This is a genomic window from Actinomycetospora sp. TBRC 11914, assembly GCF_012933465.1.
Classification (GTDB): Bacteria; Actinomycetota; Actinomycetes; order Mycobacteriales; family Pseudonocardiaceae; genus Actinomycetospora.
The window spans coordinates 37,190-63,730 of sequence record NZ_JABBND010000026.1 but is presented as its reverse complement, the minus strand read 5'-3'; the positions used below and the strand labels follow the sequence as shown (position 1 = coordinate 63,730).

The following is a 26,541-nucleotide window of genomic DNA, read 5'->3' as shown; positions in this document are numbered from 1 at the left end:
GTGGCCGGCTGGGCGTAGGCGGGCTGCGCGGCGGCGGGCTGGGCGTAGGCCGGCTGCGCGGCGGCGGGCTGGGCGGCGGCGGGCTGGGCCGCGGCCGGCTGGGCCGCAGCGGGCTGGGCCGCGGCCGGCTGGGCGGCGGCGGGAGCGGCAGCCGGAGCGGCAGCCGGAGCCGGCGACGCGAACGCCGTGGCCGGCGACGCGGCAGCAGCGGCGAGGACGCCGATCGTCAGAGCACGGGAGCGTGCGGAGAGGGACACGGACGGACCTCCACTGCAGGGCGGGGGAGCGGGACGCGGTGCCTGTGCACCCGTCGGGGGATGTGACCGTCTCAACGACGGGGTGCGTCGGACGGTGCGCACGGAGTTGCGGGATTCCACCGGTCGAGAGACTCCAGCTGCTCCCGGCGGGAGACGAGGGGCAGGGTGAACCGGACAAAGCGTCCCCACCGTGCGCACCTTGAGTGCTCCGAGTGGGCCAACATGGCAGCAGCGGACGGAGCATTCGGGCCGCGATCCGGCGGAGGGGTGTGACGCGTGCCATCCCCGACCGGCACGCCTAGGGCGCGGCCCCCGCGCCGGCCGCCCCCGAGGCCGACCGGCGGTCCGCCTCCCGGGCGGCGACGTCGGCCGCGGAGCAGAAGCCGCGCCCGTGCCGCTTGAGGCAGAGGAGCCCGACGAGCCGGCCGTCGTCGTCGACCACCGCGAGCCGCCGGCGGCCGTCGGCGGCCATGCCGGCCCACGTCGTGGCCAGGTCGGCCGACGGCGAGACCGTGCGCCCGGCGAGCCGGCCGACGAGCGCCGCGGGGGTGGGGTCGGGCACGCCCTCGAGGTCCCCGCGCTCCACGACCGCGAGGAGCACCCCGGCCTCGACGACCGGCATCGCGTGCACGTGGTCGTCGGCCAGTGCCGCTCGGGCCTCGCCGACGCTCGCGGCGGCCGAGAGGACCTTGGGCCGGGCGAGCGCGGCGTCGGCGACGGAGTCCACGGTGCTGCCCTCCCTCGACGTCCCCCGTCACGATCGCACGGGCGCGACGCGCGCGCGACGTCGTCGTGGCGGATCCGACGTGGTCGCCGGCACCCGCCGTCGTCGGGCCCCCGAGCGGGGGAGTCCGAAGGGGGCACGAACCCACCCTCGCCGGACGAGGTGATTCCGGTGTGGCGTGGGTAACCATCCCGTCGGCAGCCGACCCCCCGAGCTGGAGCGAGGACCCACCGCGTGTACCCCGGAAACTTCGCCCGGAAGACCCCGGACAAGCCCGCCGTCGTCATGGCCGACACGGGGGAGTCGCTCACCTACGCCGAGCTCGAGGAGCGCTCCGTCCGGCTCGCCCACGTGCTGCGGGACGAGGGGCTGGTCCGGGGCGGCCACGTCGCGCTCATCGCGACCAACAGCCCGGACGTGTTCGTCACCTACTGGGCCGCGGTCCGCTCCGGGCTCTACATCACGGCGGTCAACCACCACCTCTCGGCGCCCGAGGCCGCCTACATCGTCGACGACTGCGGGGCCGAGGTCCTGATCGTCTCGGCGGACAAGGCCGACCTCGCCGAGGCCGTCGTCGACGGGACCCCGAAGGTCCGCCGCCGGCTGGCGTTCGGCGGCACCGTCGCCGGCCACGACTCCTACGACGACGCCGTCGCCGCCGCGAGCGCCGAGGAGCCGGCCGACCAGCCGGCGGGCGTCGACATGCTCTACTCCTCGGGCACCACCGGCCGGCCGAAGGGCATCCAGCCCGCGCTGCCCGACCGGCAGGTCCACGAGCCCGGCGACATGATGCTGGCGGTCTTCGGTCCGCTGTTCGGCTTCGACGAGCACGTCGTCTACTACTCGCCCGCCCCGACCTACCACGCCGCGCCGCTGCGCTTCGGCGGGATGGTGCTCGCGACCGGAGGGACGCTCGTGCTCTCGGCCGGCTTCGAGGCGCAGGACGCCCTGCGCATCATCAGCGAGCACGGCGTGACGCACTCGCAATGGGTCCCGACGATGTTCGTGCGGATGCTCAAGCTCGACGAGTCGGTCCGCGCCTCCTACGACGTCTCCACCATGGAGATCGCGATCCACGCGGCGGCGCCGTGCCCGGTCGACGTCAAGCAGTCGATGATGGACTGGTGGGGCCCGGTGCTCTGGGAGTACTACTCCTCCACCGAGGCCAACGGGATCACGCTGATCGGGCCGGAGGAGTGGCTCGAGCACCCGGGGTCCGTGGGGCAGGCCAAGCTCGGCACGATCCACGTCTGCGACCCCGACGACGACGGCCGCGAGCTCGGCACCGGCGAGATCGGCACGATCTACTTCGAGCGCCCGGAGCGGCCGTTCGAGTACCACCACGACGCCGAGAAGACCGACGAGGCGACGCACCCGCGGCACGGGACCTGGACGACGACGGGCGACGTCGGCTACGTCGACGAGGACGGCTGGCTCTACCTCACCGACCGCAAGGCCTTCATGATCATCTCCGGCGGGGTCAACATCTACCCGCAGGAGATCGAGAACTGCCTGACGATGCACCCCGCGGTGTACGACGTCGCGGTGATCGGCGTCCCGGACCGCGAGATGGGGGAGCAGGTCAAGGCCGTCGTGCAGCTCGCCGCGGGTCGCGAGCCCTCCGACGAGCTCGCGACCGAGCTCATCGAGCACGTCAGGGCGACCATCGCCCGGTACAAGGCGCCGCGGACGGTCGACTTCACCGAGGAACTGCCCCGCACCGCGACGGGGAAGCTGGTCAAGGGGGAGCTGCGCAAGCGGTACACCGAGGGCTCCTCCCTGACGGCGGGGGTGTAGCGCCGTGGCCGCGGGTGTCGACGAGGCCACCCCGGGCCGCGTGACGGGCGACGGGGGCGTCGTCGTCCTCGGCTCGGCCCGGACCGCTCCGGAGCGGGAACTGCTCACCGGCTGGGCCGCCCGGACGCACCCCGGGGCGCCGCTGTGCTTCGACGAGGCCGACCTCCGGGACGCCCTGGACGGCGCCGGCGCGGACACCACGGTGGTGCCGGTCCGCGTGACGTGGCTGCCGCCGACCCGCGCGGCCGAGTGGGCCGACGGGACCGGCGCGCCGCCGGAGAAGCCGAAGCCCTCGGACCTCCTGGCCCTGCTCGGGCACCGCCGCCCCCCGGCGTTCTGGCAGCGCCGGATCGCGCGCCAGGCCCCCGACCGCGCCCGGGTCGTCGAGGGCGAGGCGGCGACGCTGGCCGACCTGCGGCGGCGTCACGACCAGGACGCGCGGGAGGACCCGTTGCCGGCCTTCGTGCACCGGGCCGGCGTGCTCGCGTGCGAGCGCGCGGAGCGGGCGCTGATCGGCGACCACTACACCGTGCCGCGGATGGTCGTCGACCAGATCGTCGCCTCGACCCGGGTGCGCGAGAAGCTGCGCGAGCTCGCCGCCGAGCACGACCGCGGCTTCGACGACGTCCTGGCCGACATGCGGGACCGGCTGGGCGACCTCGCCGCGGTGCAGAGCCCGCTCGCGATCGACGCGTTCCGCACCGCGCTCGCGCCGATGCACGCCCCGGCGTGGGACGTGCAGGTCGACACCGAGACGGTGGAGCCGCTGCGCGAGCTCAGCCGGACCGCCCCGCTGGTGTTCCTGCCGACGCACCGCTCCTACGCCGACCCGCTGGTGCTGGCCGAGGTGCTGCGCGAGAACGACCTGCCGCGCAACACCGTGCTCGGCGGCAACAACATGGCGTTCTGGCCGATCGGGCCGCTGGGCAAGCGGGCCGGCGTCGTCTTCATCCGCCGCACGTCCGGCGACGACCCGGTGTACCGGCTGGCGCTGCGCGAGTACATCGCGCACCTGGTCTCGAAGCGGTTCAACCTGGAGTGGTACATCGAGGGCGGCCGGTCCCGCACCGGCAAGCTGCGCAGCCCGAGCATGGGCCTGCTGTCCTACCTGGCGCGGGCCCTCGACGACGACCGCGCCCCGGACGTCCAGCTCGTGCCGACCTCGATCGTCTACGACCGGCTCTACGAGCTCGACGCGATGGCCGCCGAGCAGGGCGGGTCGGGCAAGTCCGCCGAGGGGCTGGGCTGGCTCGCGCGCTACGTGCGCGGGCAGGCCCGCAACCACGGCACGGCCCGGGTGCGCTTCGGTGAGCCGTTCTCGCTGCGCGAGGCCCTCGCCGAGGCGGGCGAGGGGCCGTCGCGGCTGGAGAAGGTCGCCTTCACGATCTGCGACGGCATCAACCGCGCGACCCCGGCGACCCCGACGGCGCTGGTGACGTTCGCGCTGCTCGGCACCGGCGGGCGGGCGCTGACGCTCGACCAGATCCGGGTGTCGGTGTCCCCGCTGCTCGACCACCTCGACCGGCTCGGCCGCCCGGGCCCCCGCGAGGGACTGCGGGGCGAGGGCATCGAGCGGACGCTGGAACGGCTCGTCACCGGCGAGGTCGTCGAGCGCTACGACGGCGGCGACGAGACGGTCTGGTCCATCCGCGACGGCCGCCACCGCGTCGCGGCGTTCTACCGCAACGGCGCGATCCACCACTTCGTCGACCGCGCGATCGTCGAGCTCGCGCTGCTCGCGGCGTCGCGGGCCCCGGCGGGCAGCGACCCGCTCGAGGTCGCCTGGCAGGACGCGCTGGCGCTGCGGGACCTGCTCAAGTTCGAGTTCTTCTTCCCGTCCAAGCGGCGGTTCTCCGACGACATCGCCGCCGAGACCGCCCTCGTCGACCCGGACTGGCGCGACCGCGTCCAGGACGCCGACGCGGCCGCGGCGCTGCTCGAGCGGACCCGGTTCCTGGTCGCCCCCCGGACGCTGCGGTCGTTCCTCGACGCGCAGTGGGTGGTCGCGAGCCGCCTGGCCGGGCAGGACCCGCAGGTGCCGGTGGACCGCAAGGAGTTCGGCAAGGAATGCCTGGGGCTCGGCCGGCAGCTGCTGCGGCAGGGACGGGTGACCCGCCCCGACTCGGTGTCCACCGAGCTGTACGCCTCCGCCCTGGACCTGGCCGACAACCGCGGGCTGCTCGACACCGCGGGCACCGACGTCGCGGCCGCCCGCACGCTGTTCCGCGACGAGATCGCCGAGGTCCGCGACCGGCTCGTCGAGCTCGCCCGCATCGAGGAACGGCTGACCGAGGAGCTCTTGTCGTGACCACCCCTGGCACCCCCGCCGAAGAGCGGCTCGCCGAACGCCTCGCCGTCGCGCCCGCGGGCGGGTCGGTCACCGCGTTCGTCGCGGTCGACGGCGGCCTGCTCGCCGGCTGCCCGCTCGCCCCCCTCCTGCCGCCCACGTCCTGGTGGGACCGGTTCGCCGGCGAGGTGCGCTCCGGCGTCGCGGGCCCGGCCGAGGTGACCCCGGACGACGTCGAGGGGGTCGTGCGGTCACGGCGGGGCCGTCCCGTCGAGGAGGTCGCCGAGGAGGCCCGGCGGACGTTCCGGTCGACCACCGCGTCCTGGCTGCACCCGGAGATGTGGCGCCTCGCCGTCGGGCACCTGCGCCGGGGGCACCGCGTCGTGCTGGTGTCCCGGGCGACGCGGGCCGAGGTCGATCCGCTCGCCGCCGAGCTGGGCGCGGACGACGTCGTCGTCACCCGGGTCGGGGCCGAGGACGGGAAGGTCGCCGGGATCGCCTCGCCGGTGTGCGCCGGGCGGTCCGCCGCCGACGCCGTGGCCGCGTGGGCCGACGCGCACGACGTCGACCTCATGAGCGCCTTCGCCTACGCGCCGGCCGCGGACCGGGCGCTGCTCGACCTCGTCGGGCACTCCACGGTCGTCGGCGAGCCGGACGGACTGCGACCCGCGCTGCCCGTGGCCCCGCGCGGCGCCGTGCCGCCCGCCGAGGCGCTCGCCGGCACGCTCGGCTTCTACGGCGGGTTCTTCTCGGCGACGGCGGGCGCGGTCGGCGCCGGGCTGCTGCGCGGCTCCCGCCACCAGGCGATCAACCTTGCGGGCTCGCTCGCCTCGGAGTTCGCGCTGGGGATCGCCGGGGTCGACGTCGAGGTCACCGGGGCCGAGCACCTGTGGGCCCAGCGGCCCGCGGTGTTCGTCTTCAACCACCAGAGCAAGCTCGACCCCATCGTCCTCATGACGATGCTGCGCCACGACTTCACCGGCGTCGCCAAGGCCGAGGCCCGCTACACGCCGGTGTTCGGACAGCTCTTCGCGCTCGCCAACGTCGCCTTCGTCGACCGGGGCAACACCCGCCAGGCCAAGGAGGCGCTGCAGCCCGCCGTCGACAAGGTCCGCGGCGGGACGTCGCTGGTCATGGCCCCGGAGGGCACCCGGTCGGTCACCCCGCGGCCGGGCCGGTTCAAGAAGGGCGCGTTCCACATCGCGATGCAGGCGGGCGTGCCGATGGTGCCCGTCGTGCTGGAGAACGCCGGCGAGCTGCAGTGGCGCCACGACCAGACCGTCCGGCCCGGCACCGTGCGCGCAGTGGTCCGGCCCCCGATCGACACCAGCACCTGGAGCGTCGGGACGCTCGACGAGCACGTCGCGCACGTGCGCGGGCAGTTCCTCGAGACGCTCGGATTGGCGGAGAAGTGAGCAGCGAGGGACTCTCCTGGGCCGACACCGACGAGATGTCGGCGTTCGAGACGCTGATGTGGCGGGCCGAGGCCGACCCGGCGCTGCGCTCGACGATGGTCGCCTTCGCGCTGCTCGACAGCGCCCCGGACTGGCCGCGGCTGGTCGAGGCGCACGACTGGGCGACGCGCATGGTGCCCCGGTTCCGCAAGCGGGTCGTCGAGCCGCCGCTCGGTCTCGGCTCGCCGGTCTGGGCCCTCGACCCGGACTTCGACCTCGCCCGCCACGTGCGGCGCGTCCGCCTGCCCGACGGCGAGGGGTGGCCCGCGCTGCTCGCTCAGGCCGAGCACCTGGCGACCACGCCCTTCGACCGCTCCCGCCCGCCGTGGGAGGCGCTGCTCGTCGAGGGGCTCCCGGACGGCCGGGCCGCCTACCTGCTCAAGCTCCACCACGCGACCACCGACGGCATGGGCGGCGTGCAGCTGTTCTCGGGCCTCCTCAACCGTCACCGCGAGACCGACCCCGACAAGCCGCAGCCGCCGGCGCCCGACCCCGACGACGAGCCCGGGCCCGGGCCGTGGACCGCGCTCGGCCGGCAGGTCCGGCACGACGCCGAGGCGCTCGCCGCCGTCCCGACCCACGTCCTGCGGGCCGCCGGCGAGGCGCTGCGCGACCCGATCGCGAAGGCGCGCGAGGCGGTCGCGTTCGGGCTCTCGGCGATCCGGGTGATGGGCGACCCCAAGGCCGAGGGCTCGCCGCTGCTCGCGCGGCGCGGCCCCGACTGGCGCTTCGTCGCGCTCGACCTCGCCTTCGCCGACCTGCGGGCGGCGGCCAAGTCGTGCGGGCAGTCGTTGAACGACGCCTACGTCGCGGCCCTGCTCGGCGCGTTCCGCCGCTACCACGAGGCGAACGGCAGCGGCGTCGACGAGATCCGGATGGCCATCCCGGTGTCGCTGCGCGGGGGCGACGACGACGCGGGCGGCAACCGGATCGCCTCGCTGCGCCTTGCGGGGCGGATCGCGGAGAAGGACCCCCGGGCGCGGATGGCGGCCGTGGCGCAGGACGTGGCGCGGGGACGCGCGGAGCCGGCCGCCGACGACGTCGGGCTGCTCTCGCCGCTGCTCGCGCGGCTCCCCGGATCGGTGATCGCCGCGGTGGCCGGCGGGGTGACCAAGGGCAACGACCTGCAGGCGTCGAACGTGCCGGGCATCCGCGAGGAGGTCTACCTCGCGGGCGCGCGGGTCGAGCGGATGTACCCGTACGCCCCCCGCCCCGGGTGCGCCGCGATGATCACCATGCTCACCCACGGCGACACCTGCTGCGTGGGCGCCAACCTGGACCCGGCCGCGATCACCGACCGCGAGCTGTTCGGCCGCTGCCTGGTCGAGGGGTTCGCCGAGGTGCTGGCGCTCGGCGGGGACGCGGCGCCGCCGGTGCTGCGGGGCTGAATCCCCCCGGCCTTCGTGCAAGCGAAGCGTCGTTGCTTGCATCTAGTGGCAGAAAAGCCCCATCGTCGAGCCGCCTTGTCCTCGTGGCGACCGGCCGTGCTCGCCAGCGGTGGTCCGTCGCTGACACCCGACGTCAGGAAGGGCCCATCCTCGCATCCGGCCCTGGCCGACCCCTTCCTAGCTTGCTAGCATCCTAGCGTGGCCGACGAGGTCAAGCAGTTCAACGTCTACCTGCCGGTCGAGCTGATCAAGCAGGTCAAGTTCCGGGCCCTCGAGACGGAGCAGTCGCTGTCCGCACTGGTCGCGGAGGCCCTGCGCGCCCACCTCGCGGCGGCCCCACGCGACGAGGAGGAATCGTCATGAGCGCTGTCGACGGGATCGGGTCCGTGGTCCTCGAGACCCACAACTGGGGGCGGACCGCGAAGTTCTTCACCGCGCTCGGGCTCGAACTGGACTTCGAGACCGACCACCACTCCGGCCAGTTCCGGGGCGGCGAGGGTCCGACGGTGTTCGTCGTCGAGATCCCCGAGGACCGGGAGCCGCGGATGAGGGTCGTCCTCGGCATCCCCGACGCGGACACCTTCGAGCCCGACCCCGCCCTCGAGGTGGCGCAACCGTTCGAGGACACCCACTGGGGCACCCGGGAGATGGCGGTCCGCGACCCCGACGGGCGGACCTGGACCATCTCGGCCCCGGCCCGGCCATGACCGGCATCGGCGCCGTCCCCGACCACACCGCGGTCCGTGTCGCGCTCTGGCGCGCCCGCCACCTCGAGGTCGACGCCGCCCCGCCCGTCCTCGACGACTCCCTCGCCCTCCGTCTGGTCGACCCGGAACCGGACTGGCGCGACCGTCCGGACATGGACCCCGACACCACCCGCGGCGCGCGTGCCGGGATGGTCGCCCGGGCTCGCGTCGTCGACGACCTCGTCGACGAGGCCTTCGCCGCCGGCGTCACCCAGGACGTCGTCCTAGGCGCCGGCCTGGACACCTACGCGCTGCGCCACCCGGACCTCGGCCCGGACCGCCGGGTCTTCGAGGTCGACCAGCCCGGCACCTCGGCGTGGAAGCAGCGGCGGATCGCCGAGCTCGCACTCCCGACACCGACCGGACTGCGCTTCGTGCCGGCCGACTTCGAGGGCGACTGGTGGGGCAGCCTGCTGGCGGCGGGTCTCGACGCCGGCCGCCCCGCCGTCGTGTCCTCGACGGGCGTGAGCATGTACCTGACCGACGAGGCGAACACCGCGACCCTCGCGGCCCTCGCCCGACTGGCGCCCGGCTCCACCGTCGCGATGACGTTCCAGCCGCCGTCGGAGCTGCTCACCCACGCCGAACGTAGGTTCCGCGACCTCTCCGCGGCCGGCGCCGCCGCGGCCGGGACGCCGTTCCGGAGTTTCTACGCCCCCGACGAGATCGTCGCGCGGGCCCGCTCGGTCGGCTTCCGCGAGGCCCGCGTCCTGACCGCCGCGGAGGTCAACGCCCGCTACTTCGACGACCGCCCCGACGGGCTGCGCGTGACCGGCGCCGAGGAGTTCCTGCTGGCCACGACGCAGTAGAGCCCGCGGGACCGAAGGGGGGAGGGGGCTCCCCCTCGGGGGAGGTTCCGCCTCCCGGTGGTGCCTCGACCATGGGGGCACATCGCGCTGACCAGGGACGCCGCGGATCCCGACCCCGAGCGGGGGTCCGCCCTCCCGGGGCGCGGGACACCCCTGCGAGCGAGGAGTACCACCATGGCGTTCTTCAGCGACTCGGCCGAGGTCGACACGTACATCGGCGGGGTCTTCCGCGCCGCGAACGACCACCCGGAGTCGGGCCCCAAGCTGCGCGCCTCGGGCATCTTCCTCAAGGTCTTCTACACCGACCCGGCCACCGAGATGAACATCGTCATGCGGGAGCCCACCCTCGAGGTCACCGTCGGCGAGACCGAGGAGAAGCCCGACATCACGCTGATGATGAAGGCCGACACCGGCGACAAGTTCTGGCGCGGCGAGTACAACCTCGCGGTCGGTCTGGCCAAGGGCGAGGTCAAGGCCAAGGGCCCGGTCAACAAGATTCTGAAGCTCGTCCCCCTCACGAAGCCGCTGTTCCCGATCTACCGGGAGCTGGTGGCCGAGAAGGACGCCACGGTCGCCGGCTGAGCGACCCGGCACGAGAGGGAGGACAGAGGAGCATGGCGACGATGCGCGCCGTCCTGCTGCGCAAGGCGCACGACGTCCGGGTCGACGACGTCGAGCGGCCCACGGTCACCGACCCCGGTGACGTCCTGCTGAAGGTCGAGAAGACCGCGATCTGCGGTACCGACCTCCACCCCTACGAAGGCCGCCTCGAGCTCGAGGAGGACGTGGTCCTCGGCCACGAGTTCCTCGGCACGGTGGTCGAGACCGGCGCCGCGGTGACGCAGTTCGAGGAGGGCGACCGCGCCGTCGCGTCCTGCGTCGTCAGCTGCGGGGCCTGCTACAACTGCCGCCGGCAGCGCCCCGGCCAGTGCCTCGGCACCCGGATCTTCGGCCTCGGCATCGTCTTCGGGTCGCTCTCCGGCGGTCAGGCCGAGTACGTGGTCGTGCCGAACGCCGACCTGGTGATGCGCAGGATCGACGACGAGGGCCGGGGCACCGACGAGGACAAGCTGTTCGTCGGCGACATCATGGCCACCGGCTACGAGGCCGTCCGCAAGGTGATGCGCCCCGGTGACACCGTCGCCGTCGTCGGCGCCGGCCCCGTCGGGCTCTGCGCCGCGATGGCCGCGAACGTGCTCGGCGCGGGCCAGGTCGCCGTCGTCGACAAGGTCCCGTCGCGGCTGGCGGAGGCCGAGGCGATCGGCGCGATCGGGGTGAACGCCTCCGAGACCGACCCGGCCGAGGCCGTCCAGGACCTCACCGAGTGGCGCGGGGCGGACGTCGTCATCGACGCCGTCGGGCACCCGTCGGCGCTGCTCTCGGCGTGCTCGCTGGTGGCCTCCGGCGGTGCGCTCTCGATCCCCGGCGTCTACACCGAGGACGCGATCGAGCTGCCGTTCGGCGAGCTGTACCTCAAGGGCGTCACGATCCACCAGGGCGTCGCGAACATCATCAACTACATGGACGAGACGCTCGCGCTGATCGCGGCGGGCAAGCTCGACCCGAGCCGGTTCATCTCGCACCGCATGCCGATGAGCGAGGCGGCCGAGGCGTACCGGATGTTCGAGGCCCGCGAGGCCACCAAGATCGTCCTGGACCCGACGGCATGACGACCACGGAACTCACCCACCACCCGCTGATCATCGGCGGGGAGAAGGTGGACACGGAGGAGAAGCTCGAGATCGTCGACCCGTCCACCGGCGAGGTCGTCGCGACGGCGGCGTGCGGCACGGCCGAGCACATCGACCGGGCGGTCGACGCCGCGCAGCGCGCGTTCGACGTTGGCGACTGGTCGCGCGCGACCCCGGCGCACCGCGCCGAGGTGCTGCGGCGGATGTCGACCCTGCTCGGGGAGCGCCTCGAGGACATCGTCGAGCTGGAGATCCTCGGCAACGGGGCGACGATCCGGCAGGCCACCGGCTTCCACGTCGGCTACTGCGCGCCGCACCTGGAGTACTTCGCGGACCTCGCCGCCCGCTACGAGTTCGAGCGTCCCGGCCCCCGCGCCGCGTTCCCCACGCTCGGGCAGAGCTCGGTGCGCCGCGAGCCGATCGGCGTCGTCGGGGCGATCGCCCCGTGGAACTTCCCGCTGCTGCTGTCGCTCTGGAAGTGGGCGCCCGCCCTCGCCGTCGGGAACTCCGTGGTGCTCAAGCCGGACGAGAAGACGCCGCTCTCGGCGCTCGCCCTGGCCGAGATCGCGCTCGAGGCGGGCCTGCCGCCCGGGGTGTTCAACGTCGTCCCGGGCATCGGGGCCGACGCGGGCTCGCGGCTGGCGTCGCACCCCGGCGTCGGGAAGATCGGGTTCATCGGGTCGACGGCGGTCGGGCGTGAGGTGATGCGTCTGGCGTCGGGCACGGTGAAGGCGGTGACCCTGGAGCTCGGCGGCAAGTCCCCCGCCGTCGTGCTCGACGACGCCGACCTCGAGACCACCGTCGACGGGGTGCTCTACGGCTGCATGCTCTACAGCGGCCAGGTGTGCGAGTCGATGACCCGCCTGCTCCTCCCGCGGGACCGGCACGACGAGTTCGTGGCGCGGCTCGTGGAGCGGGCGTCGACGATCCGGCTCGGCGACACCCGTGACTGGGAGACCGACATGGGTCCCCTGGTGAGCGCGACGCAGCAGCAGCGCGTCCTCGACTACATCGCGTCCGGCCGGGCCGAGGGCGCGACCGTGGCGCTCGGGGGCGGCGTTCCCGACGGCGAGCGGTTCCGGCGGGGCTTCTGGGTCGAGCCCACGATCTTCACCGGCGTCCGCAACGACATGCGCATCGCCCAGGAGGAGATCTTCGGCCCGGTCCTGTCGGTCATCGCCTACGACGACGAGGACGAGGCCGTCGCGATCGCGAACGACACCGAGTACGGGCTGGCCGCGTCGGTGTGGAGCGCCGACAACCAGCGGGCGCTCGAGGTCGCCGACCGCATCCGGGCCGGCTCGGTGTGGATCAACGACGCGCACCAGATCAACTGCGCGGTGCCCTTCGGCGGCTACAAGCAGAGCGGCACCGGCCGCGAGCTGGGCCCCGACGCCCTGGACGCGTTCACCGAGGTCAAGGGCATCCACATCGACCTCTCGGGCAGCCGTGACGCTCGCCCGTACGACGTCCTGCTCAGCCACGCCGACGACTGAGCCCCCTTCCCGCACCACACCCCTGGAGGTCACCCGGTGTCCACCGAGGCCACGTCCAGCGAGGCACCCCCCGAGTGGGACGCCTTCTTCGACGACGACGACGCCGAGGACGGCGTCGAGTTCATCCCCGCCAGCGGCGAGGGCAAGCCGCCCCACTCGGAGATCGACATCTCCTCCAAGGAGTTCTGGGCGCAGACCTCCGAGGAGCGCGACGAGCGCTTCAAGCAGCTGCGCGAGACCGACCCGGTCTCCTGGCAGCGGCCGGTGGAGGACGCGGTCACCCCGGACCCGGACGACCCGGGCTACTGGGCCCTGGTCAAGCACGCCGACATCGTGCGGGTGAGCCGGGACAACGACACGTTCATCTCCGGGCAGGGCGTGCTCTTCGACCTGCTCCCCGAGATCTTCCTGCAGATGACGCAGTCGTTCCTCGCGATGGACAACCCGAAGCACGACAAGCTCCGCAAGCTCGTCGCGTCGGCGTTCACCCCGAGGCAGGTCCGCCGGCTCGAGGCCCAGATCGCCACGGCCGCGAAGGAGATCGTCGACTCCTTCGCGTCGGACCCCTCCGGGGAGATCGACTTCGTCGAGCGGTGCGGCGAGCGCCTGCCCGAGCGGATCTTCTGCGACATGTTCGGCATCCCCGAGGACATGCGCACCCGCACCGTGAAGGCCGCGGGCGACATCGTCGCGTGGGCCGACCCGGAGCACCTCGCGGGCCGCCCGGCCGACGAGGTGCAGGTGGAGGCCGCGGCGGCCCTGCACGAGATCGCCGAGGAGCTCATCAACGCCCGCAAGGAGAACCCGACGGAGGACCTGTTCTCCTCGCTGATGAACGCCGAGATCGACGGCGAGAAGCTCGACGACTTCGACATCGGCGCGTTCTTCGTGCTCATGTCGGTGGCCGGCACGGACACCACCAAGCACACCTCCGCGTTCACGGTCCGGGCGATGACCCACGGCCGGGATCAGCAGCGCTGGCTCGCGGAGGACTTCGACGGGCGCATCGACACTGCGGTCGAGGAGTTCGTCCGGTACGCCTCGCCGGTGATGACCTTCCGGCGCACCGCGGTGAAGGAGACCGAGCTCGGCGGCAAGACGATCCTGCCGGGCGACAAGGTCGTCTTCTTCTACCCCTCGGGCAACCAGGACACCGACGTGTTCACCGAGCCCGAGCGGTTCGACCTCTCGCGCTCGCCCAACCCGCACGTCGGCTTCGGGGGCGGCGGCGTCCACTACTGCCTGGGCAACATGCTCGCGAAGTCGGCGCTGCGGGAGCTCTTCCGGCAGCTGCTGACCCGCATCCCGGACTTCGAGGCGGGTGAACCGGAGCTGTTGGGTACCAACTTCATGCGCGGGGTGAAGCGGATGCCGTTCCGCTTCACGCCGGAGACGGAGCGCAGCGGAGCTCGACCCGCGGCTCCCGAGAAGGGGTGAGGACCATGCGGATCGTCGTGGACTACGACAAGTGCAGCGGCCTGGGCATGTGCGAGGCCGAGGCGCCGGATCTGTTCGAGGTGCAGGACGACGGCTCGCTGACCGTCCTGGACGAGAACCCCGGCTCCGAGCAGCGCGAGGCCGCCGAGGCGGCGTGTGCCGCGTGCCCGACGGAGGCCCTCAGCCTCGTCGACGACTGACCGGGCGCCGGCGGGGCGACCCCCGCCGGTTCTGACCGAAGGGCACCGTCGCTCGATCTACCCGAGCGAGGGTGCCCTTCGCTCACACCGGCAGCGGGCGGGACGTTCCGGTGAAGGGCGCCCCTGGCCGATCTACCCGAGCGAGGGTGCCCTTCGCTCGCGCGGTGGGCGGGTCCGGCCCCTCAGGCGCTCGCGCCGCCCGTCCGGTCCTGCATCTGCCACCACAGCGACACCGCCTCGGCGCGGTTCGAGGCGCCGAGCTTGCGCAGGATGTGCTTGACGTGGGACTTGACGGTGCCCTCCGAGATGACCAGCCGGCGGGCGGTGCGGGCATTGGTGTCCCCCGCCGCCATGTGCCGCAGGACCTCGAGCTCGCGGCGGGTGAGATCGGCCTTCGCGATCGGGACCGGCGCGCCCGTCCGGCGGCCGAAGCCGGGTTCGGGGGCGGGCCGGGACGTCGGCACCGCGGGGGTCGCCGGCATCGTAGGGGCACCGAGGGCGGCGCCCATCGAGCCGCCGAAGCCGCTCGGGTGCAGGCGCGCGGCGATCTCGTCCAGGCCGCTGCGCACCGCGCCGACCTGGTCGAGCACGAGCGTGCGCGCGAGCACCTGGCCGAGGCCCTCGGCGAAGGTCGCGAGCACCTGACGGTCGGTCTCGTCGAGGTCGCGCTGCTGGTAGTAGCAGTCGCAGTGCAGGAACCCGACGACCTCGCCGCCGGTGACGATCGGGCTGGCCGCGTAGCTGCGCGACAGCGACACCGCGGCGATCGGCTTGTGGACGCCCTCCCGCTGCTGGACGTTCTCCACCACCAGCGACACCCGACGACGCAGGATCTCGCTCTCCGGGAGCGCCGCGGTGAGCGTCAGCGGGTTCTCCCGCCCGATCGAGAGGATCTCGCCGGCCCAGGCCGGATCACGCTCGACGACCACGTGCTCCGGGGTCCACACCGACTCCTCGACGCGCGAGATGAAGGCGCGGTCGAACCCGAGGGCACAGACGACGCCGGGGACCGTCGCCACCAGCGCGGCCGTCGACTGGATCTCCGAGAGCGCGGACAGCGCCTCGCGGACCCGGCCGAAGAGCTGGTTGCGCGTCGCGATGTCGCGCCGCAGCAGCGCCTCGTCGACCGCCTTGACGCGCCGCAGCAGGTCGACCGCGTGGGCGGTGACGGCGGGGCTCGCCGACATCGTCGAGAGGATGTCGTCCCACACCAGGTCCAGGGCGCGGCGGGCGCTCCGGTGGTCGTGCACCGTGTCGGCGCCGACGACCGCGACGGACCCGGTCACGCGCGACACCTCGGCGACGAGGTCGACGACGTCCTCGCGATCGGAGGGCAGCAACGACCCGACCCGGTCCGGATCGGTCACCGTGCCCCCGCGCCCACTGCTAGACACGGTCATCGCGTCCTCCTCGCCGAGGTCCAGCCCACAGCTGTAACGCCGAACACACCTTACCGATACTCTGAACGCGCGGGGCCCTGCCCTCGAACGGGAGATCGATGATGGATGTCCCCGGGGTGCTGCACGTCCGTGACCTGCGGGGCGAGGACCTCGACCGCTTCGGCGGGGCCACCCCGGGCGCCCGGATCCGGTTCCTCGTCGAGGCCGGGGAGGCCCTCGCGGCCGGTGGCGACGGCGACGTCCTCGTGATCGGGACCGCCGACGAGGTGTGCGCGGCCGCGGCCGCCGGGTACCACGCGCCGCTCGGCGACACCCGGGTCGTCACCGCGCGCGGGTTGGGCGACCACACCGCGCTGCGCCGGCTGCTCGCCGACGTCGAGGCCCGGTCGATCCGACGCCGCGGCGTCGCCCTCGTCTCGACGGTGGACGTGCTCGACGAGGCCCTCCGGCACACCTTCGAGCTGCTCGGGTGGGCTGTCACTGGTGCGGGTGTCGCGGTCTGGACCGACCGGACGTCCCCGGGTGAGCCGGAGTGCCGGGTGGACACCTGGACCCTGCGCAAGGACGCGCGGGCGGGCGCCTGACGCCTGGCCGCCGAGGACCGGCCGGAACGCCTGCGACGACGCGGTGTCTCTGTGTGACCGCCGCGCCGCCTTTGTCCGACCGTAATCGCCCCTTCGGCCCGCCGTGTCCCCCTGACCTGTCACCGTTCGTGGTCGACGAGCAGGGAGTGGCGGCGCTCGACGCTGCGGAACGGGATGCGGGAGGGTGTCATGGGCGACGTCGACGTCGTGGTGTGTGGTGCGGGCACGATCGGTCTGGCGGTCGCGAGCATGCTGGCTCGGGAGGGTCACCGGGTGGCGGTCCTGGAGGCCGACCCGGCCCCGGCGCCCCCGGCCGCCCCGGACGCCTGGACGGACTGGGGCCGGCGGGGCGTCGCCCAGTTCCGGCAACCGCACAACGTCTTCCCCCGCTTCCGCCACCTCTGCGACGAGGATCTCCCGGGCGTCAGCACGGAGCTCGCCGCGGCCGGGTTCCGGGTCCTGAACCTGCTCGACGCCGCGCCGCCGTCCCTCACCGACCACGCACCGCGGTCCGGCGACGTGCGGCTGGAGATGCTCACCGGGCGCCGCCCGGTCCTCGAGGCGGTCCTCGCCGCCCACGCCGAGGAACAGCCCGGCGTCACCGTGCGCCGCGGGGTGCGGGTCACGGGGCTCACGGCCGGCAGCTCGGCGATCCCGGGGGTCCCCCACGTCGACGGCGTCGTCACCGCCGGCGGCGAGCGCTGGTCCGCCGATCTCGTCATCGACGCGATGGGCCGTCGCACGCCGTCGGACGCGTGGCTCGCCGACCTGGGCACGGTGCCACCACTGCGCGTCGCGGAGGACAGCGGCTACGCCTACTACACCCGGTACTACCGCGGGCCGCTGCCGGAATGGCGCATCGGCGCGGTCACCCCCCACGGCACCGTCAACATCCTCACTTTGCCCGCCGACAACGACACCTGGTCGGTCACCGTGTTCTGCGGCTCGCGCGACGAGCCCCTGAAGGCGTTGCGCGACCCGGCCTGCTTCGACCGCGTGGTCCGGGGGTTCCCGCTGCAACAGCACTGGATCGACGCGGAGGTCGAGCCCGGCGTGGCGGTCATCGCGGGTGTCCTCGACCAGACCCGGTCGCTGGTCGTCGACGGCACGCCGGTGGTCACCGGCTTCACCACCGTCGGCGACGCCTGGGCCTGCACCAACCCGTCGGCGGGCCGGGGGATCTCGGTCGGCCTCATGCACGCCCACCTGCTGCGGGACGTGCTGGCCGAGCACGCCGGGGCGCCGGCCGAGTTCGCCCGCGAGTTCCCCACCCGGGCTCAGGTCCAGGTCGCGCCGTACGTCGACCACCAGCTGCGCGCAGACCGGGTCCGCGTCGCGGAAATGGATGCGCTCCGCCGGGGCGTCCCCGTGCCGCCCCGGGATCCGGACCAGGCCGCCTTCCTGGCCGCCGCCATGGAGGATCCCGAGGTGTTCCGAGCCCTCCTGGAGACCGTCATGTGTCTCGCGCTGCCCGACGAGGTGCTCGCGCGCCCGCACGTCGCCGCGGCCGTCGAGGCGCGGCGAGGGACGGCGCCCGACCCGCCACCCGGACCCGACCGCGAGGAGCTCCTGGCCCTGGTCGCCGGCTGAGCCGCCGCGACGAACGTGCCGTCAGGTGGCCAGCCGTCCCGGCGGAGAGCCCGGCGGTCACGTCAGGCCGCGCGGCGGCCGAGCCAGCGCCCGATCCGGCCGGCGCGCCGGTCGGTGGCGGGCTCGCCCACGGCATCCCGGCAGTCGGCGCACCGCGTGGCCGGCGGGCTCGCGAGCGAGGACGCCCAGACCGTCCTGGCGCACGCCGAGAGGTGCGCGCCGGAGGCCGGGTCGTGGTCGACGACGGCGTGGTCGCGCCCGTCGAGCGCGCAGGTCAGCCACAGCGCGCGGGGCGAGAGCGGGACGGTGGTCATCCCACGCCCTCGAGGAGGTCGTCGAAGTGCCCGGCCTTGACCTCGGAGAGCAGGCTGCCGAGCTCGGCCCGCGTCAGCAGCAGCGCGGGCTCGTCGGGGAAGCGGGAGTTGCGGACCGCCACCCGGGCCCCGCCGGGGACGGCCGCGAGCTCGACGCAGTTGCCGAGCTTGCCGCTGTGGCGGCTCTTGCGCCACTGCGCGCCGACGAGGCGCGACGCCGAGGTGTGCATGCCGGGCACCCGTCCTCTCGCACGTGCTGCTTGCCGTGCGAGTGACCGTAACACCGGCGAACCGCATCTGCATGTGCAGACGATGACGGAGGGTGTTGCCCCGGTCACGTCGGGCGTGGTCGGCTCAGCCGGCGCGGAGCTTCGTCAGGAGCGCGCGGGTCTCCTCGGGGCTGTACGCGTCGATGGTCAGCTCGTCCATCACGCGGGCGTACTCCTCGACCTCGGCGCGACGGTCGAGGTAGAGCGCGCCGGTGAGGCCCTCGATGTAGGTGATGTCGGGGACGTCGGGCTCGGCGAACCGCAGCAGCGTGAAGGTGGCCTCGCCGCCGTACCCGGAGAGGGCGTTGGGAACGACCTGCAGCGTGACGTTCGGCCGGCGCGACATCTCGACGAGGTGGTCGAGCTGGCCGGCCAGGACCTGGTGGCCGCCGATCGGCCGGTGGAGCACCGACTCGTCGAGGACCGCCCACAGGTGCGGAGCGTCGGGCCGGGCGAGGAGCCGCTGGCGGGCCATCCGCACGCGCACCCGCTCCTGGGTCACGGCGTCGGCGCCCTCGGGGTGCCCGCGGGTGACGATCGCCCGCGCGTAGTCCTCGGTCTGGAGCAGGCCGGGCACGAACAGCAGTTCGTAGGTCTGGATGCGCACGGCCGCCGACTCGAGGCCGACGTACTCGGAGAACCACTCCGGCACGGCGTCGCCGGAGCGCTGCCACCAGCCGGGCTCGTTGCTGCGCATCGCGATGCCGAGCAGGTGCCCGCGGCGCTCCTCGTCGTGCTCGCCGTAGAGCGTCAGGAGGTCCTCGATGTCGCGGGGCTTGAAGCCGACCTTGCCGGACTCCATCCGGCTGATCTTCGACTCGCTGCCGCGGATGTGGTAGCCGGCGGCCGTGCGGGTGATGTCGGCCTGCTCGCGGAGCCGCTTGAGCTGGGCGCCCACGATGATCCGCCGCGCGGTGGGGCCCACGTCGTCGGCGCCGGTCCCGTCGTGCGGGTCGGGGGCCTGCGGGTCGGGAGCCTGCTCGGTGGCCACGGATGTCCTCCGGTCGCCCTCGGGGTGGGCCGTGCGTGGCCGCGGTCACGGCCCGGAACGAGGAGACTACAGGTCGTCGGCGGGATTCCGTACGCTTCGACCCTGATCACCGCGGGGCCCGGACCGGGTCCTACGGTCGTGCGCGGGGCATCGTCGCGATCGGCGACGATCCGTCGACGACGGTGACGAGCAGTGGGGACAGGCATGGCAGGTACGGCCCGGTCGGCGCAGGCGGCCGCCGGTGGCCCGGTCCGGGTCGACCGGGACAAGGCCAGCATCGCGCGGGTGTACAACGCCACGCTCGGCGGCAAGGACAACTACGCCGTCGACCGCGAGGTCTTCCAACGGATGCGCGACGTGGTCCCCGAGGTCCAGGAGCTCGCGCTCGACCACCGCGCCTTCCTCATCCGCGTCACCCGCTTCATCGCGACGCAGACCGACGTGCGGCAGTACCTCGACCTCGGCTCCGGCCTGCCGACGGCCGAGAACACCCACCAGGTGGCGCAGCGCCTCGCCCCGGAGTCGAAGGTCGTCTACGTCGACAACGACCCGTCGGTGATCGCCCACGGGCGCGCGCTGCTCGAGCAGGACGAGCAGACGCTGTTCGTCCCCGCCGACATCTTCTCCCCGGCCGAGGTCGTCGGGGACGCGACGATCCGCTCGTTCCTGGACTTCGACACCCCGATCGCGCTGTTCCTGCTCGGCGTCCTGCACCACCACGACGGCACGCCGACGCCGGCGGAGGTCGTCGCGGCGTACGTCGACACCCTGCCCTCGGGCTCCTACGTCGCGCTGACCCACTTCCTCGACCCCGAGGACGACGACAGCGCGGTCGCCCGCCGCATCGAGCACGTGATGGTGAACAGCCCGATGGGCACGGGGCTCTTCCGCACCCGCGCCCAGATCGAGGCGATGATCCCGGCGAGCCTCGAGCTCGTCGACCCGGGTCTCGTGCTGCTCTCCGACTGGTGGCCCGACGGTCCGCGCCTGCGGCCCCTCGCCCCCGCGCAGCGCTGCGCGCTGGGCGCGGTCGGCCGCAAGCGGTAGCGGTCAGCCCGGGAGCGCGTCCCGACGACGGGTGAGCAGCTCCCGCTCGCCCGGGTTCGCCGTGCCCGCGAGCGCGGCGTCCAGCGCCGCCCGGGCCTCGTCCGGCCGGTCCAGCCGGGTGAGGAGGTCCGCGCGGATCGCGTCGCGGAGGTGGTGCCGCGGCAGGTCGAGCCCGTCGACGACGGCGAGCGCGGCGGCCGGTCCTGCCACCTCCGCGAGCGCCACCGCCCGGTTCAGCGCGACGACCGGGCTGGGATCGAGGGCGCCGAGCTGGTCGTACAGCGCGAGGATCTGGTGCCAGTCCGTGTCCGACGCCGTCGCCGCGTCCGTGTGGACGGCGTTGATCGCGGCCTGGATCTGGTAGGGCCCCGGGGTGCCACGCCGCAGGCAGCGCCGGACCAGCGCGTGGCCCTCGGCGATCGCCGCCGCGTCCCACCGGGACCGGTCCTGCTCGGTGAGCGGGACCAGGGACCCGTCGGGACCGACGCGTGCCGCCCGGCGGGCGTCGGTGAGCAGGAGCAGCGCCAGGAGACCCTGCGCCTCGGGCTCGTCGGGCATGAGCTCGACGACGAGGCGGGCCAGGCGGACCGCCTCGGCGGCGAGGTCGGGGCGGTCCGACGTGCCCGAGGTCGCCGTGTGCCCCTCGGTGAAGACCAGGTAGACGACGGCGAGGACGGACCGCAGCCGGTCGGGCAGGTCCGCCTCGCGGGGCACCCGGAACGGCACGTGCGCGTCCCGGATCTTCGCCTTCGCCCGCACCAGGCGCTGGGCCATCGTCGCCTCGGAGGTCAGGAACGCCCGCGCGATCGCGGGCGTGTCCAGCCCGCCGAGCAGTCGCAGGGTCAGCGCGACCCGGGCGGGCGCGGCGAGCGCGGGGTGGCAGCACGTGAACAGCAGCCGGAGCCGGTCGTCGTCCACCGGGCCCACCTCCTCCACGGCGTCCCCGCCGGTCGCGGCCGCCCGCGCCAGCCGGGCCGCGGCGACCTGACCGTCCCGCCGCGTCGCGTCCCGCCGCAGCCGGTCGATGGCGCGGCGGCGGGCGGTCGTGACGATCCAGCCGCCCGGGTTCGGCGGCGTGCCGGCGGTCCACCGCTCGACGGCGACCCGGAAGGCGTCCCCGACCGCCTCCTCGGCGAGGTCGATGTCGCCGAGGAGCCGGGTCAGGGTGGCGACGCACCGCCCGTACTCGCGGGCGAACACGTCGGCGACGTCGTCGGCCACGCTCAGTCCTGGAAGGGCCGGACCTCGATCGGCAGCGGGTGGATCGCCCGCGCCAGCCGCCCGGCCCAGTGCAGCGCGGCGTCGAGGTCCTCGGCGTCGAGGATCGTGAGCCCGCCGATCTGCTCCTTCCCCTCGGCGTAGGGGCCGTCGGTGAGCAGCACGTCCTCGCCGCGCGAACGCACCACCGTGGCGCTGCTCGCGGAGTGCAGCCCTCCGGAGAACACCCAGACGCCGGCGTCGACCATGTCGTGGCGCACCGCCTCGACGTCGCGCATGATCGCCGCCAGTTCGTCCGGCCCGGGTGGCACCGCGTCGGGTCCGTCGGGCTGCTGGATCGCGAGCAGGTAGCGGGTCATGGCGTCCTCCTCCGGCCGGCCCCGCGGGGTGCGGCGACCATCGTCCCCTCCACGCCCGGCGGGGCCGCGGATCGACAGCGTGGCGGTGTGATCCGGGCCACGTCGCGTGCGTGCCCGTCGTCCGGGACGGGCAGGCGGCCCTCCGGGGCGGTCCGTAGCTTGGGAGGACGTGGACGACGGCGGGCGGGGCAGCTGGCGGGACCTCCTCGCGGCCGGCCGGCGGGGGACGGTGGCGGTCCTCTGCGGCGGCGTCCTCCTCTTCGCGGTCGACACCTACGTGACGGCGAGCCTGCTCCCGTCCGCCGTCGCCGAGATCGGCGGCGAGCCCTTCTACGCGTGGGTCACCACGGTCTACCTGCTGACCGCGGTCGTCTCCTCCGCGCTGGTGAGCCGCCTGCTCGCGCGGTGGCCGGCCCGGCGCGCGTACGTCCTCGCGCTGGCCGCGTTCGGGCTCGGCACGACGGTGGACGCGATCGCTTCCGACATGGCCGTCCTGCTCGTCGGGCGGGCGCTGCAGGGCGTCGGTGGTGGCCTGCTGGCTGGTCTGGCCTACGGGCTGATCCGCGTCGCGCTGCCGCAGCGGCTCTGGACCCGGGCGAGTGCCTCGATCTCGGCGATGTGGGGGGTCGGCCTGCTCGTGGGGCCGGTGCTGGGCGGGGTGTTCGCCGAGCTCGGCCACTGGCGGCTGGCGTTCGTCGCCCTGGTCCTGGGGACGGTCGCGGTCGCGGCCGGTGTGCCGGCCGGGCTCCGGCGCTCCGCACGGGCCCCCACCGTGGTGCCGGGCCCGTTCCCGCTCCTCTCGGTCCTGCTCGTCGCGGGCGCCTCCGTGGTGCTCTCGGTGTCCGGGCTCGCGGTGTCCGGCGACGGCGTCACCGCGCGGGGCATCGCCCTCGCGGCCGGTGGCCTGGTGGTCGCGGTCGCCCTGCTCGCGGCGCTGGTGGTCGTCGAGCGCCGCGCGGGCGGGTCCGGCGCCCGGATCCTCCCGGCCGCGACCTTCCACCGGGGCGGGCGGCTGGCGGCGCTCTACCTGACGATGGCGGTGATGATGAGCGCCGCCGCCGTCGAGGCGTTCGTGCCCCTGTTCGGGCAGCGGCTCGGCGGCCTGGCCCCGCTGACCGCGGGCTTCCTCGGGGTCTGCCTGGCCTCGGGCTGGGTGGTCACCGAGATGGTCAGCGCGAGCGTCGGCCGGGCCCGGGCGTGCGCGACCGCCGGCCCGGTGGTCGTCGTCGCCGGGTTCGTGGTGCTCACCGCGACCCAGCAGGCCGACGCCGGCACCGGACTGGTGCTGACGTGGGTGGTGGCGCTCATCGCGGCCGGTGCCGGGGTCGGGATGGCGTGGCCGCACATGTCCGCGGCGGCGATGTCCCCGGGGACCGGCGGCGAGGACCCCGAGGACGACGCCGAGGGGGAACGGGCCTCGGCCGCGATCACGATGGTGCAGATGCTCGCCTTCGCGGTCGGCGCGTCGTACTCGGGCGTGGCCGTCGCGCTCGGGTCCGACCCGGCCGGCTCCGCCCGGTTGCTCTACGGCGGTCTGGGGCTGATCGCGCTGGTCGGCGGGGTCACCGCGGTGCGGGCCCGCGGCGCCGTCTGACGCTCACCGGTCGCGGCACCCGACACGGTTCCGGTCGCGACACGGGGCCCGCGTCCCCGCCTCCGACGCTCCGGCCGTCACCATCTGCGGCGTGCCGTCCCGTCCGAGCCCGTCGCGCGTCGTCCTGGTCGCCGTCCTCGTGGCCCTGCTGGGCAGCTGCGCCGGCCCCGGGAGCGCCCCGGCCGCGCCCTCCCCGCCGCCCTCCCCGGTCGCCGATCCGGCGCCGGCCGCGCCCGGCCCCGCGACCACGACCACGACGACGACGGCCCGGCCCGGGGCCTTCCCGATCCCGGCGGGTGCGACCGTCGTGATCGACCCCGGGCACAACGGCCGCAACGGCCCCGGCTCCGGCATCGACCGCCCGGTGCCGGACGGCCGCGGCGGGACCAAGCCGTGCAACACCACCGGCGCGAGCACCGCCGACGGCTACCCGGAGCACGCGTTCACCTGGGCGGTCTCGCAGGACCTGGCGGCCCGGCTGCGGGCCCGGGGCTTCCGGGTGGTGCTCACCCGCGACTCGGACGACGGCGTCGGGCCCTGCGTCGACGTCCGCGGCGAGGCCGGGGCGAGGGCGGGCGCGGCCGCCGTGATCTCGGTGCACGCCGACGGCGGGCCCACCGGCGGCCACGGCTTCCACGTCCTCTACTCGTCGCCCCCGCTGAACGCCGCGCAGCGGGGGCCGGCCCGGGCGCTCGCGGACGCGGCCGTCACCTCGATGCGCGCCGCCGGGTTCACGCCCGCGACCTATATCGGGAAGGGCGGCCTCGACCCGCGGGGCGACATCGCGGGGCTCAACCTCGCGACGGTGCCCAGCGTCCTCGTCGAGTGCGCCAACCTGCGCAACACCGCCGACGCCGCGCTGGCCCGCTCCCCGCAGGGACAGCAGCGGCTCGCCGACGCGCTGGCGGCGTCACTGGGGTGAGCGGGCCCCGACCGGCTGCCCGACGAGGTCGAGCACGACGCGCAGGCCGCGCTCGCCGGTGCGGTGCTCGGCGGGCAGCAGGAACGCCCGGCACCCCACCGCGGTCGCGCCGCCGTCGCGGGCCGGGTTGTCACCGACCATGAGCGTGGCGCGGGGGTCGGCGCCCAGCGACGCGCACGCGGCCCGGAACACCGCCGGATCGGGCTTCTCGGCGCCGAGCTCGCAGGACAGCGTCCAGGACCCGACGAGGTGCTCGAGACCGGCGTGGCGGGCGTGCACCCGGATGTCCCACCCGATGTCGGAGACCACCCCGACCGGCACCTCCCGCGCCGCGAGTGCCTCCAGCACCTCCGCGGTGTCCGGGTAGGGCACCCAGGCGTCCGGGGCGCGCAGCACGTCCACCGCGGTGTCCTCGGCGCCCGCGAGCGCCGGCACCCGGGAGAACCAGGCCCGCATCGCCTCGCGGTGCGCGGTGTCGGAGAGGTCCCGGCCGACCTGCGCCGCCACCACCTCGGGCGCCGCGGCCGCGGCGGCGACGTCGGCGAGCACGGCGTCGGGGTCCAGGTCGCGCCTGCTCGCCGTCGCCACCCGGGCGAGCCACGTGCGGGCGTCGATCATGTGGAACAGCGTGTTCGAGAAGTCCACGAGCACCGCCGCCACCGCGGGGACCGGCGCGCGGCGCTCGTCGTCGGAGGGCTCGTAGGCGGCGGTGAGGTCGAACAGGGCGCGCATCCCGATCAGTCTGCCGGGCCGCCCGGCCCGGCCCCGGTCACGGGCGCCGCGGGACGGGGATCGCCGGGGCGACCGCGCGGGTGTCGACGACGAGGGCGGTCGCGTTGTCCGTCGTGCCGGCGGAACGCGCCGTGTCGACGAGGGTGCGGGGGAGCGCCGGCGCCGGGACGTGGGCGACGACACCGGCGAGGCGGGCCGGGTCGAGGCGGCGGTGGACGCCGTCGCTGGCCAGCACGAGGGCGGTCGGCGCGGGCACCGCGGTCAGGCCGATCTCGGTGGCGCCCCGCACCGTGCGCACGCTGGTGGTGAGCACGTGCTCGAGACGCGGGGCGACGACGACGCCGGCGGCGCGCATCTCGGCGGCGACGGTGTGGTCGTGGGTGAGCGGGTGGAGCGCCCGGCCGTCCCACGACCAGGCGCGGCAGTCGCCCACCCACGCGACGGCCCACGGTGCCCGGACCGATCCGGGACCGGGTCCGAGCGCGACGGTCAGCGCGGCGTCGCCGGCGAGCGAGCAGCCGGCGGCCAGCAGCACGTCACGGGCGGCGAGCACGGCGAGATCGGCACGACCGTCGAGCACGGCCGCCCGCACGGCGTGGTCCGCGGCGGCGCGGGCCGCGGTCGCGGCGGCGGACGAGTCCCCGACACCGTCGGCGACCGCGACGGCGATCCGCCCGTCGCGGCCCCGGAAGCCGGCGGCCGCGTCGGCCTGGTGGCGCCGGGGGCCGCGCTCCGAGGCCGACCACCACGGGTGCGCCTCCGCCGCCGCGTCCTCGCGCCGATCCGCGACCACCGCCACGCTCATCGTCCGACCTCCGTCTCCACCGGGCCCCGGGATCCACGGTGCGGGGGGAGGCTGTGAGGGTGCTGAGCCGGTGGTGTGGAGCAGCCCCGAGCGCGCGCGGGTCAGCCGCCCATGCTGCGTCGGATCTGCTCGAGCCGTTCGCGGGCGGCCGCGTCCCGGTCGGCCTCCTGCTGGGCCAGGGTCCGGCCCTCCGGGGTCTCGGCGTCCAGCTCGTCGCGGCCCTGCGCGGTCGCGACGCGGCCCTCGATGCGGTCGCGCACGAAGTCGAACGTGGGGACGCCGGCCTCGGTGTAGTCCGGGGCCGCCGGCTCGGCGGGCACCGACTCGACGATCTCCGCGTCGACGACGTCCGGGGCCGGTGCCGGATCGGGCTCGCTGCTCGTCATGCCCGCCAGTCTCCTCGTCCGCCGAACTTCCTGGCAGTCCCGGG

The 26,541-nt window shown here is 74.7% G+C and carries 28 protein-coding genes; 17 read left to right on the top strand and 11 right to left on the bottom strand.

What is annotated here, in order from left to right:
- On the bottom strand, window positions 1–257 hold a 257-nt coding region (locus HH311_RS28175; RefSeq protein ID WP_211190918.1), incomplete at its 3' end, for a hypothetical protein.
- A gap of 298 nt (window positions 258–555) precedes the next feature.
- Window positions 556–984 carry a CBS domain-containing protein gene (locus tag HH311_RS32915; protein WP_169187040.1) on the bottom strand — a complete coding sequence of 143 codons (429 nt, stop codon included), beginning with the start codon at window positions 982–984 and terminating at the stop codon, window positions 556–558.
- Between the two features lie 231 nt (window positions 985–1,215).
- Between HH311_RS32915 and HH311_RS28165 the strand changes: the two genes are divergently transcribed.
- The 12 genes from HH311_RS28165 to HH311_RS28110 all read left to right on the top strand — a co-directional run bounded on the left by HH311_RS28165 (window position 1,216) and on the right by HH311_RS28110 (window position 14,286).
- Window positions 1,216–2,778, top strand: a complete 1,563-nt coding sequence (locus HH311_RS28165) for an acyl-CoA synthetase (protein ID WP_169187039.1) — start codon at window positions 1,216–1,218, stop codon at window positions 2,776–2,778.
- Between the two features lie 4 nt (window positions 2,779–2,782).
- Window positions 2,783–5,086 (top strand): glycerol-3-phosphate 1-O-acyltransferase, encoded by a 2,304-nt coding sequence (locus HH311_RS28160; RefSeq protein WP_211190917.1) that lies wholly within the window; start codon window positions 2,783–2,785, stop codon window positions 5,084–5,086.
- Window positions 5,083–6,480 carry a 1-acylglycerol-3-phosphate O-acyltransferase gene (locus HH311_RS28155; RefSeq protein ID WP_169187038.1) on the top strand — a complete coding sequence of 466 codons (1,398 nt, stop codon included), beginning with the start codon at window positions 5,083–5,085 and terminating at the stop codon, window positions 6,478–6,480. The genes HH311_RS28160 and HH311_RS28155 overlap by 4 nt, the downstream gene beginning before the upstream one ends.
- Entirely contained in the window at window positions 6,477–7,907 is a 1,431-nt protein-coding gene (locus HH311_RS28150) for a wax ester/triacylglycerol synthase family O-acyltransferase (protein ID WP_312030459.1), read from the top strand. The genes HH311_RS28155 and HH311_RS28150 overlap by 4 nt, the downstream gene beginning before the upstream one ends.
- 198 nt (window positions 7,908–8,105) lie before the next feature.
- Complete coding sequence (locus HH311_RS28145) at window positions 8,106–8,270, top strand: ribbon-helix-helix protein, CopG family (RefSeq protein ID WP_169187037.1); 165 nt, start codon at window positions 8,106–8,108, stop codon at window positions 8,268–8,270.
- Window positions 8,267–8,614 carry a glyoxalase/bleomycin resistance/extradiol dioxygenase family protein gene (locus tag HH311_RS28140; protein WP_169187036.1) on the top strand — a complete coding sequence of 116 codons (348 nt, stop codon included), beginning with the start codon at window positions 8,267–8,269 and terminating at the stop codon, window positions 8,612–8,614. Before HH311_RS28145 ends, HH311_RS28140 begins: the two co-directional genes overlap by 4 nt.
- Window positions 8,611–9,462: a class I SAM-dependent methyltransferase gene (locus HH311_RS28135; protein WP_169187035.1), complete on the top strand. Its 852-nt coding sequence runs from the start codon at window positions 8,611–8,613 to the stop codon at window positions 9,460–9,462. Before HH311_RS28140 ends, HH311_RS28135 begins: the two co-directional genes overlap by 4 nt.
- A 174-nt stretch (window positions 9,463–9,636) precedes the next feature.
- Window positions 9,637–10,044, top strand: coding sequence for an SCP2 sterol-binding domain-containing protein (locus tag HH311_RS28130; RefSeq protein WP_169187034.1), 408 nt, complete (start codon window positions 9,637–9,639; stop codon window positions 10,042–10,044).
- 32 nt (window positions 10,045–10,076) lie between these two features.
- Window positions 10,077–11,132, top strand: coding sequence for an alcohol dehydrogenase catalytic domain-containing protein (locus HH311_RS28125; protein ID WP_169187033.1), 1,056 nt, complete (start codon window positions 10,077–10,079; stop codon window positions 11,130–11,132).
- Window positions 11,129–12,649, top strand: a complete 1,521-nt coding sequence (locus HH311_RS28120) for an aldehyde dehydrogenase (protein ID WP_169187032.1) — start codon at window positions 11,129–11,131, stop codon at window positions 12,647–12,649. Before HH311_RS28125 ends, HH311_RS28120 begins: the two co-directional genes overlap by 4 nt.
- 36 nt (window positions 12,650–12,685) lie before the next feature.
- Entirely contained in the window at window positions 12,686–14,086 is a 1,401-nt protein-coding gene (locus HH311_RS28115; protein ID WP_312030458.1) for a cytochrome P450, read from the top strand.
- A gap of 5 nt (window positions 14,087–14,091) precedes the next feature.
- Complete coding sequence (locus tag HH311_RS28110; RefSeq protein ID WP_169187031.1) at window positions 14,092–14,286, top strand: ferredoxin; 195 nt, start codon at window positions 14,092–14,094, stop codon at window positions 14,284–14,286.
- A gap of 182 nt (window positions 14,287–14,468) precedes the next feature.
- On the opposite strand, the gene HH311_RS28105 is transcribed toward HH311_RS28110, so the two are convergent.
- Complete coding sequence (locus tag HH311_RS28105; RefSeq protein WP_169187030.1) at window positions 14,469–15,686, bottom strand: LuxR C-terminal-related transcriptional regulator; 1,218 nt, start codon at window positions 15,684–15,686, stop codon at window positions 14,469–14,471.
- A gap of 98 nt (window positions 15,687–15,784) precedes the next feature.
- Between HH311_RS28105 and HH311_RS28100 the strand changes: the two genes are divergently transcribed.
- Entirely contained in the window at window positions 15,785–16,270 is a 486-nt protein-coding gene (locus HH311_RS28100) for a hypothetical protein (protein WP_169187029.1), read from the top strand.
- Window positions 16,271–16,459: 189 nt separating this feature from the next.
- Window positions 16,460–17,860, top strand: coding sequence for an NAD(P)/FAD-dependent oxidoreductase (locus HH311_RS28095; RefSeq protein WP_169187028.1), 1,401 nt, complete (start codon window positions 16,460–16,462; stop codon window positions 17,858–17,860).
- Window positions 17,861–17,922: 62 nt separating this feature from the next.
- Here the strand turns inward: HH311_RS28095 and HH311_RS28090 are convergent, their stop codons facing one another.
- From HH311_RS28090 to HH311_RS28080, 3 genes are all read right to left on the bottom strand, one after another.
- Complete coding sequence (locus HH311_RS28090) at window positions 17,923–18,174, bottom strand: hypothetical protein (protein WP_169187027.1); 252 nt, start codon at window positions 18,172–18,174, stop codon at window positions 17,923–17,925.
- Window positions 18,171–18,404 (bottom strand): DUF397 domain-containing protein, encoded by a 234-nt coding sequence (locus HH311_RS28085; protein WP_169187026.1) that lies wholly within the window; start codon window positions 18,402–18,404, stop codon window positions 18,171–18,173. Before HH311_RS28085 ends, HH311_RS28090 begins: the two co-directional genes overlap by 4 nt.
- Window positions 18,405–18,528: 124 nt before the next feature.
- Window positions 18,529–19,434: a helix-turn-helix transcriptional regulator gene (locus tag HH311_RS28080; protein ID WP_169187025.1), complete on the bottom strand. Its 906-nt coding sequence runs from the start codon at window positions 19,432–19,434 to the stop codon at window positions 18,529–18,531.
- 204 nt (window positions 19,435–19,638) lie between these two features.
- Here HH311_RS28080 and HH311_RS28075 point away from each other — a divergent pair, with 204 nt between their 5' ends.
- Window positions 19,639–20,481, top strand: a complete 843-nt coding sequence (locus HH311_RS28075; protein WP_169187024.1) for an SAM-dependent methyltransferase — start codon at window positions 19,639–19,641, stop codon at window positions 20,479–20,481.
- Between the two features lie 3 nt (window positions 20,482–20,484).
- On the opposite strand, the gene HH311_RS28070 is transcribed toward HH311_RS28075, so the two are convergent.
- Window positions 20,485–21,702 (bottom strand): DUF6596 domain-containing protein, encoded by a 1,218-nt coding sequence (locus HH311_RS28070; protein ID WP_312030457.1) that lies wholly within the window; start codon window positions 21,700–21,702, stop codon window positions 20,485–20,487.
- A 2-nt stretch (window positions 21,703–21,704) separates the two neighbouring features.
- Window positions 21,705–22,058: a YciI family protein gene (locus HH311_RS28065; protein WP_169187023.1), complete on the bottom strand. Its 354-nt coding sequence runs from the start codon at window positions 22,056–22,058 to the stop codon at window positions 21,705–21,707.
- 169 nt (window positions 22,059–22,227) lie between these two features.
- Between HH311_RS28065 and HH311_RS28060 the strand changes: the two genes are divergently transcribed.
- The gene (locus HH311_RS28060) at window positions 22,228–23,652 is read left to right on the top strand and encodes an MFS transporter (RefSeq protein WP_169187022.1); all 1,425 of its coding nucleotides are present in this window, start codon (window positions 22,228–22,230) and stop codon (window positions 23,650–23,652) included.
- Window positions 23,653–23,743: 91 nt separating this feature from the next.
- Complete coding sequence (locus HH311_RS28055) at window positions 23,744–24,574, top strand: N-acetylmuramoyl-L-alanine amidase (protein WP_312030456.1); 831 nt, start codon at window positions 23,744–23,746, stop codon at window positions 24,572–24,574.
- Here HH311_RS28055 and HH311_RS28050 read toward each other — a convergent pair.
- The 3 genes from HH311_RS28050 to HH311_RS28040 form a co-directional block, all read right to left on the bottom strand.
- Window positions 24,563–25,306, bottom strand: a complete 744-nt coding sequence (locus HH311_RS28050) for an HAD family hydrolase (protein WP_169187021.1) — start codon at window positions 25,304–25,306, stop codon at window positions 24,563–24,565. The two genes, HH311_RS28055 and HH311_RS28050, sit on opposite strands and share 12 nt — an antisense overlap.
- A 37-nt stretch (window positions 25,307–25,343) precedes the next feature.
- On the bottom strand, window positions 25,344–26,111 hold the full coding sequence (locus HH311_RS28045) for a PP2C family serine/threonine-protein phosphatase (RefSeq protein ID WP_169187020.1): 768 nt from the start codon (window positions 26,109–26,111) through the stop codon (window positions 25,344–25,346).
- 101 nt (window positions 26,112–26,212) lie between these two features.
- Window positions 26,213–26,497, bottom strand: coding sequence for a hypothetical protein (locus HH311_RS28040; protein ID WP_169187019.1), 285 nt, complete (start codon window positions 26,495–26,497; stop codon window positions 26,213–26,215).
- Window positions 26,498–26,541: the final 44 nt, after the last annotated feature.